At 67.4% G+C, this 10,825-nt stretch carries 12 protein-coding genes; 5 read left to right on the top strand and 7 right to left on the bottom strand.

What is annotated here, in order from left to right:
* Positions 1–258 precede the first annotated feature (258 nt).
* Complete coding sequence (locus tag ACFWX1_RS29280; RefSeq protein ID WP_378392707.1) at positions 259–1,347, top strand: replication-relaxation family protein; 1,089 nt, start codon at positions 259–261, stop codon at positions 1,345–1,347.
* 87 nt (positions 1,348–1,434) lie between these two features.
* Positions 1,435–2,415 carry a C40 family peptidase gene (locus ACFWX1_RS29285; protein WP_378392709.1) on the top strand — a complete coding sequence of 327 codons (981 nt, stop codon included), beginning with the start codon at positions 1,435–1,437 and terminating at the stop codon, positions 2,413–2,415.
* 75 nt (positions 2,416–2,490) lie between these two features.
* Here the strand turns inward: ACFWX1_RS29285 and ACFWX1_RS29290 are convergent, their stop codons facing one another.
* From ACFWX1_RS29290 to ACFWX1_RS29310, 5 genes are all read right to left on the bottom strand, one after another.
* Positions 2,491–2,946 carry a hypothetical protein gene (locus tag ACFWX1_RS29290; RefSeq protein WP_378392711.1) on the bottom strand — a complete coding sequence of 152 codons (456 nt, stop codon included), beginning with the start codon at positions 2,944–2,946 and terminating at the stop codon, positions 2,491–2,493.
* A 180-nt stretch (positions 2,947–3,126) separates the two neighbouring features.
* Positions 3,127–3,384, bottom strand: coding sequence for a hypothetical protein (locus ACFWX1_RS29295; RefSeq protein WP_378392713.1), 258 nt, complete (start codon positions 3,382–3,384; stop codon positions 3,127–3,129).
* Between the two features lie 50 nt (positions 3,385–3,434).
* Positions 3,435–4,034, bottom strand: coding sequence for a hypothetical protein (locus ACFWX1_RS29300; protein WP_378392715.1), 600 nt, complete (start codon positions 4,032–4,034; stop codon positions 3,435–3,437).
* 144 nt (positions 4,035–4,178) lie between these two features.
* Complete coding sequence (locus ACFWX1_RS29305) at positions 4,179–4,628, bottom strand: hypothetical protein (RefSeq protein ID WP_378392717.1); 450 nt, start codon at positions 4,626–4,628, stop codon at positions 4,179–4,181.
* A gap of 234 nt (positions 4,629–4,862) precedes the next feature.
* Positions 4,863–5,573 (bottom strand): hypothetical protein, encoded by a 711-nt coding sequence (locus ACFWX1_RS29310; RefSeq protein ID WP_378392719.1) that lies wholly within the window; start codon positions 5,571–5,573, stop codon positions 4,863–4,865.
* Positions 5,574–5,918: 345 nt separating this feature from the next.
* Here ACFWX1_RS29310 and ACFWX1_RS29315 point away from each other — a divergent pair, with 345 nt between their 5' ends.
* Positions 5,919–6,767, top strand: coding sequence for a hypothetical protein (locus ACFWX1_RS29315; protein ID WP_378392721.1), 849 nt, complete (start codon positions 5,919–5,921; stop codon positions 6,765–6,767).
* Positions 6,768–7,223: 456 nt separating this feature from the next.
* On the opposite strand, the gene ACFWX1_RS29320 is transcribed toward ACFWX1_RS29315, so the two are convergent.
* Complete coding sequence (locus ACFWX1_RS29320) at positions 7,224–7,556, bottom strand: hypothetical protein (protein WP_378392723.1); 333 nt, start codon at positions 7,554–7,556, stop codon at positions 7,224–7,226.
* A gap of 249 nt (positions 7,557–7,805) precedes the next feature.
* On the opposite strand from ACFWX1_RS29320, the gene istA reads away from it, so the two are divergent.
* Positions 7,806–9,452, top strand: a complete 1,647-nt coding sequence (gene istA, locus ACFWX1_RS29325; protein WP_378392725.1) for an IS21 family transposase — start codon at positions 7,806–7,808, stop codon at positions 9,450–9,452.
* A complete protein-coding gene (istB, locus tag ACFWX1_RS29330; protein ID WP_378392727.1) occupies positions 9,449–10,249 on the top strand; it encodes an IS21-like element helper ATPase IstB in 801 nt (266 codons plus the stop codon). Before istA ends, istB begins: the two co-directional genes overlap by 4 nt.
* Positions 10,250–10,597: 348 nt before the next feature.
* On the opposite strand, the gene ACFWX1_RS29335 is transcribed toward istB, so the two are convergent.
* On the bottom strand, positions 10,598–10,825 hold a 228-nt coding region (locus ACFWX1_RS29335), incomplete at its 5' end, for a hypothetical protein (RefSeq protein WP_378392729.1).

Below are 10,825 nucleotides of genomic sequence, written 5' to 3' on the forward strand. Positions count from 1 at the left end.
CGTCCCGCCAGCCGCGTTCCCACTCCTCGTACTCCAAGGTCATACGACGGAGGTCATGTGGCGTAACAGGATCCGTGAAGGGGTTGAAGTCATCCCTCGTCATCGACACCCCTTTCGACACGCTTCAAGCAATTTTACCACGCAATGCGCGCCGGATCGCACCGATGAATTCTATGAGCACGAAACGGCACTCTGAATCAAACTCACATCTTCTGCATCCACCGCGATTCGCGACATTCACCTCGTCGAGGAGCGCTCGTGATCACGACCACCACCCGCCAGCACACCCTGCGCGGCCACTTACCCGGCCGCACTACCGCCCGCGCCGCCGGTTCGGTCGAACACCAGGCCATGCTCGCCTCCCGGCTCACCGACCGCGACAAATGGCTGCTGGCCCTGCTGCACGAGCACCGGGTCCTGACCACAGCCCAGATCCAGGACGCCGCCTTCCCCTCCGGCCGCTCGGCCCGCCAACGTTTGCGCGACCTCTACCTCTGGCGCGCTGTCAGCAGGTTCCAGCCATTCCAGCAGCTCGGGTCCGCCCCCATGCACTACGTCCTCGGCCCCGCCGGGGCCGCCGTGCTCGCCGCCGAACACGGCCTCGAGGTCAAGGACCTCGGCTACCGGCACGACCGCGCCATGGCCATCGCCCACAACCAGCGCCTCGCGCACACCGTCGGCGTCAACGACTTCTTCACCTCGCTCATCGCCCGCACCCGCCACACCCGCAGCACCGAGGCGGTGGTGGCGTGGTGGTCGGAATCCCGCTGCGCCAGACACTTCGGCGACCTCGTCATCCCGGATGGCTACGGCCGCTGGCGCACAGGCGCCGCGACCTCCGTCCGCGAGGTGGAGTGGTTCCTCGAGTTCGACACCGGCACCGAATCCCTGAGCAAGGTCGGCCGCAAACTCGGCGGGTACGCGCGGCTGGCCGAGAGCACCGGTATCGCCACGCCGGTGCTGGTGTGGCTGCCCACCACCCGCCGCGAAGCCGGGGCCCGCACCGCGCTGGCCCGGGTCCACACCGAACTCGATGCCCCTCGCGCGGTGCCGGTGGCCACCGCGGCGGCCGACCTGCTCGACCCCGCCGCGCCGCACCCGAGCCCGGGCGAGGCGGTGTGGCTGCCGCTGACCTCGGCGCGCGCCGATCGCGCTGGCCCGCGGTACAGCCTCGCCGACCTCGCGGACGCCTGGCCCGGCCTGGCGCCGCCGACCGACCCCACCACGTCCGAGGACGGCGAGGGCGAGACCGGTGACGCCGCGGCAGCCTCGCCGTACCGGCTGCCCCCGCCGAGTCCGATCCCGCCGCCGGCCACGCCGAACCGCGTCGCACGCGGCATGCACTGACGCAAGGCCCCGTGTTCCCTCGGCGGCTGCGCGGGCCCCTTTTCGCCACACCGCTGCGAGCACCTCGGAAAGGACAGCGATCCGACTATGGGAAGCAAACTCGGGGCCGGTGTCGCTGCCGTGGTCCTCGCCATTCCGCTACTTATCGGCGCCGGGATCGCCGGCGTCGTCAGCAGCCTCTTCGGCAGCAGCGGCTCGTCGGGTTCGCTGACTTGCACTCCGGACGGCGCGCCAACCGGCACGGTGCCGGGCCTGACCGTCGAGCAGATGGGCAACGCCGCCACCATCGTCGCGGTCGGCAAGCAGAGGGGTGTGCCCGAGCCAGGCTGGGTGGTCGCGATCGCCGCCGCCATGCAGGAATCCCAGCTGCGCAACCTGCCCTACGGCGACCGCGACTCGCTCGGGCTCTTCCAGCAACGGCCCTCGATGGGCTGGGGCACCCCGCAACAGATCACCGCCCCGACCTACGCGGCGATAAAATTCTTCGAACACCTCACGGCCACGCCGAACTGGCAGAAGATGAGCGTCAACGACGCCGCGCAAGCAGTCCAGGGATCGGGGTTCCCGAACGCCTACGCCCAGCACGAGGACAAGGCGCGCGCGATCGTTGCCGCCGTGTCCGGGGTACGGTGCCAACCGGCGCCCGCGATGGCCGGAAGCGGGGACTGCAATAACATCCAGGCGGCCACGCCCGCCGCGATGACCGCGATCAATTACGGGTGCGGGCAAAGGGGGTTGCCGTATGTGTGGGGCGGCAATGGCCCCCAGAATGGCGACAATGGATTCGACTGCTCGGGTTTGACCAAGGCCGCCTACGCAGCGGCCGGAATATCTTTACCCCGCACGGCACAGGCCCAGTATGCCGCGGGCCCCCTTGTCGCCGCGGGAGAGCCACTGCTGCCCGGAGACCTCGTGTTCTACGGCACTCCCCGCAACATCCACCATGTCGGGCTCTACCTCGGCAACGGGAACATGGTCCACGCCTCAACGTGGGGGCAACCAGTCAAGATCGCGCCTTACCGCGCCACAGGCGACGACTACTTCGGCGCAACCCGGCCCACCAGGTGAAGTGGACGTTCGATGCGGCGCCGGAGACCCGCCTCCGCCGAGTCCGGCAGGGAAGCGGCGGCGCCTGCGCTGAGGTCAGCGGTGTCCATCCGACCGGCGGATGTCGATGCCGAGCGCGATCAGGTCGTGGGCGGCGTTACGCAGGGCACGGTGGTCGGACGCGGTGGCAGGCAAGGTGTAGGTGCGTCCGTCAGGAAGGTGTGCGCGCCAGTGCTTGCCACCATGGGAGAGCTGGCACCCGGCCGCGCGGAGCCGGGTGCGCAGTTCACGCCAGGTGGTGGGCCAGGCCGTGCCAGCGCCCCCTGATCGTCGTCGGTGGCGGCGCGGCGGTGCCGCGCGCACGGGCGCCTGGTGAGTGGTGTCATCGAGGTGGAACCCGACGAAGCACACCACGCCGTCGGCGGTGCGCACACGCAGTTCGCACTCGTGTCGCCGGTAGCGCAGCAGGCCAGGCGCATCGCGGACCGGCGCGGTCCATTGCGGGTCATGGAAGGTGGCGACCACAGCTCGCCTCGCGTCCTGAGTGGACACCCGCCGAGCAGCACCCAGAGTCATTCGCGGCAGATCGGATTCATCCACGTTTCTTCCCCAGCGGGTTTGCACTCGTTGCAAGGTTTCAGGAGGACACAGCCGCCCACACGCGCTACCGCCACGGTCACGCGCACTGCGGGCTCGCACATCGACCCCTGACCCGAGACGACGATGTGGGTGCTACGCCCGACGGCGGCGCCGACGAATCACGGTCGCCAGAACCGTGTCGAGGGCGAGGAGTCCGCCGATGACCGCTGCCGCGAACCATTCGGAGCAGGCGAGGGCGACCACAAAAGCGACGACGGTGAAGACATCCAACGCCACTATGAGCATATCGACTTTGGTTTTCTTGCGGTTGCTCACGGTGTTCTCCTGAAATAGTTGATTGTTGTTGCCAGCCGGATGCGGTCGCGGGCCCGCGAGCACGATGTGCGGCATGGGTCTTCTCGGTGGTGGCGTCGGCAACGGGGCGGGCCCTGGGGTCGCGGCTATGGGAGGGGCTGTGCCCTGCGGAGTTGCCGGATGACGAGCCGGACGTCGGGTGCGGTGGCGAATGTGGCTGCGGTGTTGATGAACATGTCCTCGGCGGCGGCGCGTTGCTCGGCCCTGCTGGGTGGTTCGGCCATCGGTGCCGCGCCGACAATGTGCCCGGTGTCGTCGAGGGTGACCGCGTGGGGTTCGACGCGGTGGGCCACGACGGCGGGGTGGCCGGGTTCGGTGCGGAAGCGTTCGACCATGATCCAGGGGCGGTTGTCGCCGTGGATGGCGTCGACGTCGCTTCCCGTGATGCGGGTCAGGATGCGTTCGGGCGAGTCGCTGTCGTGGTGGCAGATCAGGCCGATGTCGTCGACCGGGTCGTAGAGAAGGCTCCCGGCGGGTGTGGCCTCGATCAACGCCACCAGCTCCCGGTGCTCCTCACCGAGGTCGTGCACGGCCCATGTGGGCTCTCGGCGCACGGTCCGGGCCGTCGCGACGGCGAGCACGGTCACCCCGCCCGCCACGACCGCCAACACGGGCTGGGCACACAGCACGCACCACACGACCAAGCCGAGGACGGCGAGAGCGGCGCCATCAACCGTCACACGCATCCACAAGACAGCCTTGTAGGGCATGGGGTTTCTCCAGGGTTGGCGGGCCGGACGCGGCTCGGGCGGGCCACGGTGGGCCGTCGGGGCGGCCCACCGTGGGCTATGGGTGTCCGCGAGGCGTTGTCGCGAGCTGGTTTCCTGGGCCTACAGGTCCTGGACCATCGCGCCGACGTAGGTGCCGTATCCGGCGCCGTCGTCGGTGACGGCTCCGATGACGGTCAGGAACCGCAGGCGATAGGGCTGCAGCTCGAACCGGTTGTAGTTGCTGGCCAATCCGAACGCGACCTTGACCGCCTTACGCGTCGCCGTGCGGGCCGACGGGTCGATCGTGCCGTTGTCGTTCGTCCGGTGCAGCCCGGCCACGGTGATGCGGATCAGGTTCTGCGGGCCGGTTTCGTCGGCGGTCACGGCCCACGCCGCATCAGCTGGGATCATGCCGTCCCCCTGAACGTCGCGGAGGTCGGTGTGGACCCGAGCGGCGATCTCGTCGAGGGACAGCTCGGCCGTGTCGTGGTAGTCGTCGCCAACCAGCGATGTCACGGCCGATGCCGTGTTGTTGGCGGTCTCGGTGGTGATATCGGTTGCGGTGGACATGGGGCGTCCCTTCGTGTTCGCCGGGATCGGCGGGGTGGATGTGGTTGACGACGTACATGGACGCTTCGTCCTCGCGAGGATGTCAATGCCGGTCGGGACGACGTGGCTATATCGGACCCATATGGGGTACGGAAAACTCGTCGCGTCCCACTGTCCATACAAGACACGTGTTGTGTGTGCACGGCGATGTGACCGATGGCGGAACCTGCTCGTGTTTGTCGGCAGGGTTGCGACCTACGACAGATCCGATTGTGCGGCATCCGTATCCGACTGGTTCGGTGTCCAGCAGAGCGAGCGCAGGGCTTCTTCCAGGGTAAGGTCATGGTTGTCCATGCGATTTTTGATCGTCGCGGCCGGGATATGTGCGTGGCGCGCCCAGTCCTCCAGGCTCATTCGGGCGCCGAACGCGGCGAGGGGTTCGCCGCTGCCGAGCGTGTTGCGCGAGTCCGGTTCCTCTATGATCGCTTGTTCCGGATCCCACCCGGCGAGTATCCGTTTCCGCAAGGTTGTGGTACTGCAGTTCGCGCGAGCGTCGACCGCCCATCGATAGAGCGGTCTTGTTTCACCGAACGCAGTCACTTCGACCATGAAATCTGATCCGTCGGGTCCTTTGGCGAGCGCGTCAGCGAAGGTCATCCCACTTTTTGCTATCCGCTTATAGAGGGTGTGGTACTTAATGCCGCTCTGCTCCGCCCATCCCCGCAAGGTCAGGGTTCGCCCGTAGTAGGTGAATTCGAGCGGAGGCTTTTCGTGTTTGGCGCGGGTGATGGCGTCTTCGGGCGCCCATCCGAGCGCTAGGCGGGTCCTGACTGCCTCTCGACTCACGACACATCGCCAGTCTCGCGACCACGCCGTCAATGTTTTGGATTCGCCGAAGGCGCTTATCAGTCCGCGCGCCCTCTCCCAATCGTAGCGGTCGTCCCGCGGATTTCCCATGTTGGCCATAGTCGTATTCGCAATCCGGCTTCGGCGTGCACTGATTGGCACGGCGCCTGTGTTGTCGGGCATCAGACGGCGGGTGATGGCCGTCCGGCGTACGTCGATATGGACGCTCCGTAGGGCCGATGTTGTCAAGCCATCGCGGGAAATTGCCGGACGACGTAAACGCGCCAGCTAGCCGTCACCGCGTGTCCACACGAGACACATGTCTTGTTTGACGAATCGCTTGACATGGAGGCGGTGACGAAGCGTCCATAGTCGTGTAGCCCGAACCACCGGATGCGCACCGGCGGGCCAACGCCCCGGCCGGGGCATGACCATTCATTCCGCACCAAGCACATGGAGTTCGTCATGTCCCGTAAGAACCGCAAGACCCGCACCGCAAACGCCACTGCCGCTACCGACGACGACCGGCACCTGCACGCCGTGGCCGACGATCCCGGTCAGCAGAACGCACCGACCACAGAGGACAAGGTGCGGGCGGCGCTGACCGATAATCCCGGCTCCACGACCGCCAAACTGGCGATGGCGGGCGGAGTTGGCCGTTCGACCGCCGCGAAGATCCTGGCCCGCTGGGACCGCGACGGCACCGCGATCCGCACCGCAGGCGACGGTCCGCGCAACCCCGACACCTGGTCACTCGCACCGTCGACCAGCGACACCGCCGCAGCCGACACCGACGAGGCGCGGACGAACGCAACCGTGCCCAGCGCCGAACAGCCGACCGACGACACCAACATCGACGACACGGCCGAGGACCCCGGTGCGACGGAGGCGTCCACCGACACCGACGACACGCCCGCCCCGCCCACCGGCGACGGCGACGTCACCATGCTTCCGCCTGACACGGCACCGGTGGATGGTGCGACCGAGCCCGAGCCGTCTTCGGCAGCAGCTCCTGCGGTTTCCGAACCCGCCGACACGGCCCCCACGGACAAGGACCGACTGCCCAAGGGCGGGCTGCGGGACTTGGTGGAGAAGTACCTGACCGAGCACCCAGGCGAGAGCTTCGGCCCCGCCAAGATCGGCAAGGACCTCGGCCGCTCAGGCGGCGCGGTCAACAACGCCTTGGAGAAGCTCGTCGCCGACGGGCACGCTCGCAAAACTTGCGAGGCACCGAAACGGTTCGCCATCAACCCGGATAAGACCGACGTCCCGAAGACGACCGACGGGTCCGGGGAATCAGCCCCGAATGCCTGACACCCGCCGTCTGCCCGCGCGCGGGGCCGCCGTCGACTTCCCGGTGGCACGGCCTCGCGCGCGGGTTTGTGCGAACACCGTCGGACGGGCATTTGGAACCGTCACCGCCGTCCCGCACGACGACGGCACCACCTCCGCCGCCCCGGACTGCCTGAACCTGTTCCCGCGTCACCGTGCCCCGGCCCGTCCGGCTTGACTTGGCCTTGGCACGGTGAGGTTTCCGTCGCTTGGCCCTAGGGCCTTTATCGAAGTCGGTCAGAGCCATTCGTTGATCGCGGCGATGTGCACGGTGGCCTCGTAGCGAACGGCGAGCTTGTCGTATCGGGTCGCCACAGCGGTGGCGTTTGAGCCGGTTGATGCCGCACTCCACCGCGTGCCGCTGCTTGTAGATCTCGGGGTCGAAGGCGTGTGGCCGGCCTCCTTCGACCCCTTTTGCCTTTCACAACTCCACCTCCATTATCGCCCGACTCGTCCATTGTGGACGATATGGCTGAGGTGGGGTTCGGCCGCGTGCAGGACGGCGTCGAGGATCTCGACGGATGCGTTGTCGAGCACGTCGGGTTTCGTGTTGTCGATGAGCACCTTCCAGCGGATGAGCTGAGGGCTGAACGCGGTCAACGCTGTCACAGTGAGCGAACCGTCGTAGTCGTTGGCGATCACCGCGGCCAGCCCATCGGGGCTTCGGAATAGCGTGCCGTCGGCGACGTCGGCGACGCGAGTGAACCCGTAGTCCGCGAGCAGCTGGTGGTAGTCGGCCATGATCTCCGTCATCGTGCCTTCGCGATCCATTGTGGACTCCTGTTGGATCGTGTTGTTATCGTGGGCATCTGGTCGTGGGTTGATCGCGTGCCGATGCGAGGTGGTAAACGCGTTCGAGCATGTGGTGTGGCCGTGGCATCGTGACTTGGCCCCGGTTCGGCACCGTTAGCGGGCCCCACCGATCGGGGGATTTGGTCGGCGTGGTGTGCGCGTCGGTGGGTTGAGTTGAGGGTCCTGGGTGGACAGTGCCGGTGAGGGGCCGTCCGCGTGGGAGCCGGGATGGTGTCCAGGGTGGAGTTGTTTGCGCTGATCCGGCGGGATGCCCGGGTTGAGGGGCTCTCGCTTCGGGCGTTGGCTGAGCGGCATGGGGTGCATCGCCGGACGGTGCGTCAGGCGCTGGCTTCGGCGGTGCCGCCACCGCGGAAGACGCCGGTGCGCTCGTCGCCGGTGACGGGCCCGTTGCGCGAGGCGATGGACGAGATGTTGCGGGCGGATCTAGGTGCGCCGCGTAAGCAGCGGCATACTGCACACCGGGTCTGGGAGCGGTTGGTCGACGAGCACGACGCGCGGATCGCGTACCGGACGGTGTCGAAGTACGTCGCGAAGCGTCGTCCGGAGATCCTGCTTGAGGCACGGAACCGGGCTGGTGTGGTGGACGGATTTGTGCCGCAGACCCACTTGCCTGGGCAAGATGCCGAAGTGGATTTTGCCGAGGTCTGGGTCAATGTCGGCGGCGTCGACACGAAGTGCTTCCTCTTCACGCTGCGGCTGAGTTTCAGTGGTCGCGCCATTCACCGCGTGTACTCTTCTCAAGGTCAGGAGGCGTTCTTCGCTGGCCACGTCACTGCGTTCACCGAGCTCGGCGGTGTCCCTGCCGGAGAGATCCGTTACGACAACTTGTCTTCCGCGGTGCTGCGAGTCTGCTTTGGACGGTCGAGGGTGGAGACAGAACGCTGGGTGTTGTTCAAATCTGCCTTCGGTGTCACGAGTTTCTACTGCATGCCAGGCAAAGAAGGCGCCCACGAGAAGGGTGGCGTCGAGGGCGAGGGCGGTCGGTTCCGGCGCCGTTGGTTTGTGCCGGTCCCGAAGATCGCCGATATTTCCGGGCTCGCGAGCGTCAACGAGCGGCTCGCCGCGGCGGACCGAGCCGAGGATGCCCGCCACATTGACCACCGCACCAGCACGATTGGGGAAGACTTCGCGCGGGAGGCGCCGCTGCTGGCACCATTGCCGGTGGATGAGTTCGACATCACGCTGACCACGACACCGCGTGTGGACCGTTATTCGAGGATCACCGTGCGCCAAGCGCTTTACTCAGTACCCGCCCGGTTGATCGGCCAGACGGTTCGGGCGAAGCTCGGCGCGGAGGAACTGGTGGTGTGCCACGGCTCAAGCGAGGTCGCGCGGCATCCGAGGTTGGCCACCAAGGGCGGGCAGCACCTGGTGCTGGATCACTACCTGGAAGTGCTGGCCGGCAAGCCGGGTGCGTTACGCGGGGCGACCGCGCTGGCACAGGCCCGTGAGAAGGGCTGGTTCACCGCCACCCACGACGCGTTCTGGGCCGCCGCGCGGGCCAAGCACGGTGACCAGGCCGGCACCCGGCTGCTGATCGAGGTCCTGCTGCTGCATCGGCGAATGAGACACGCCCATGTGATCGCTGGGATCCGCTCCACGCTGGAGGCTGGGTCGGTCTCGCCGGACGTGGTGGCGATCGAGGCCCGCAAGCATGCCGCCGCGGCCGGAGATGCCACCGGCGCTGCGGCCGGTGAGCTGCCCCGGCCGCGGCGCAGTCGCAGCAAGGTCGTGTCACTGCCGGAGCGTCGCCGCGCTGCGGAACTGCCGCCGGATTCGCGGCCCGCGCCGCCGTCGGTCGAGGCCTACGACCAGTTGCTCAGCAATCCTTCGAGGAAGGGGAACGTGTCATGACCCGCACCAGCACACGCGGCCGGGACCAGATCACCGAGGAAGCCGCCGACGCCGCGATCGAGCAGGCCTGCCGGATCCTGCGGCTGCCCACGATCCGGGACCGGTTCGGTGACCAGGCCGCCGCCGCGGCCCGGCAGCAGGCCACCTACAAGAGCTTCCTGTCCGAGCTGTTGTTCATCGAGTGCGAGGACCGCGAGGTCCGCCGCAAGGCACGCCTGGTCAAACAGGCCGGTTTCCCGAGGACGAAACGTATCGAGGATTTCGACTTCGCCGCGAACCCGAACGTCCCGCCCGCACTCGTCCATACCTTGGCCAAGGGCGCCTGGATCCGCGCGGGGCAGCCGGTCTGCCTGATCGGGGACTCGGGCACTGGCAAGTCCCATCTGCTGATCGGGCTGGGGACCGCCGCGGCGGAGGCCGGGTTCCGGGTCCGCTACGTCACCGCCGCCGCACTGGTCAACGAGCTGGTCGAGGCCGCCGACGACAAGCACCTGTCCAAGACGATCGCCCGCTACGGCCGCGTCGATCTTTTGTGTTTGGATGAGCTCGGCTACCTCGAGCTTGATCGGCGCGGAGCGGAGCTCCTGTTCCAGGTTTTCACCGAGCGAGAGGAACGTTCCAGTATTGCCATCGCGAGCAATTCGGCGTTCAGTGAGTGGGCGCGCACTTTTACTGATCCGCGGCTCTGCGCCGCGATTGTCGATCGCTTGACGTTCGACGCATCCATCATCGAGACCGGGACCGAGTCGTTCCGGTTGCGTACTACCAAACGCCGCCGCACCCCTCGAGCCAGCTGACACCGCAGCCGGATCGTGAAGCGTTGGTTCTCTTCGGAGCTGGTCGGGGCAGGTGGCGCGTCGGTCGCACGAGCTCGAACCCCAACGCGGCATTCCAGTGCCGGCCATCACCCCCTGGGAGCACGGCGCACCAGTGTTCCGGCAAGCCTCGGGCGAGCGGCAGCTGCTCTGCGCCGTGCAGTTCCCTGTCGTGTCAGCATGTTGAAGAAGGTTGCCCGGAACGAGGTTGTCCCGGTGCCCGGTGTGTCGAGGGCGCCTGTCGGATCTTCAGTGCCCGCGGAGATGCTCCCTCGGCTCCAGGGGCATAGAGCGGTTCCCCGCGGGCGGCTTGGGGTATCGGCGGGTTGGTTAGAGGCCGGTGATGTCGCCGACGACCGTGCCATCCTGGCTGGTCAGGCCACCGGGAGCGAGGCAGTCCAGGGGGCTGGGTACCAGGTAGGCCCAGGTGAAAACGGCGGTGGCGCCGGTGAATTCACCGGAGGTGACGGTGCCGGTGCCGGTGTACTGCTGCACTCCGTCGACGACGGTGACTTCGGCTTCGTTGAAGGCGATGCGCGAGGTCTGGCCGTTGTTCCA

This window comes from Amycolatopsis sp. NPDC059021 (assembly GCF_042739895.1).
In the GTDB taxonomy this organism is placed as follows: domain Bacteria; phylum Actinomycetota; class Actinomycetes; order Mycobacteriales; family Pseudonocardiaceae; genus Amycolatopsis.